The organism is Clavibacter lycopersici (genome assembly GCF_003576405.1).
Taxonomy (GTDB): Bacteria; Actinomycetota; Actinomycetes; order Actinomycetales; family Microbacteriaceae; genus Clavibacter; species Clavibacter lycopersici.
Genome location: NZ_QWGT01000563.1, coordinates 1 through 407, shown reverse-complemented (window position 1 = coordinate 407; position 407 = coordinate 1). Strand labels below are relative to the sequence as shown.

The window sequence follows — 407 nt, the reverse complement described above, 5'->3', positions numbered from 1 at the left end:
GCCGCGGGCGTCACGGGCGTGCACCACCTCGGCGGTCCGGCCGCGCGCGCGCTCGACGCCGCGTCGCGGGCGATCCGCGGCACGAGCACCGGTCCCGGCGTCACGGTCTCCGAGGAGGCCGGCGGCACCGTGATCGACCTCGACCTGGTGGTCGATTACCCGACTCCCGTGCAGGACGTCGTCGACGAGACCCGGGAGCAGGTGGCCCGCGCCGCCCGTCAGATCGCGCCCGGCGCCGTCCGCGTGAACATCCGCGTGACCGACGTGCACGGCCCGTTCGACGACGAGCAGTCGCCCTCGGGCGCCGCGCTCGAGAAGGCGAAGGGCGCCGGATCCGACGCGCTGGAGAAGGCGAAGGACGCGGGATCCGACGCGCTCGCCGCGGCGCAGGCGGCCGGGGCCGAAGG

The 407-nt window shown here is 76.7% G+C and carries 1 protein-coding gene; it reads left to right on the top strand.

All coding sequences use genetic code 11. The annotated features are described in order from the left end of the window. The coding region (locus DZG00_RS16540) for an Asp23/Gls24 family envelope stress response protein (RefSeq protein WP_147360110.1) at positions 1-407 on the top strand (407 nt) is incomplete at both ends.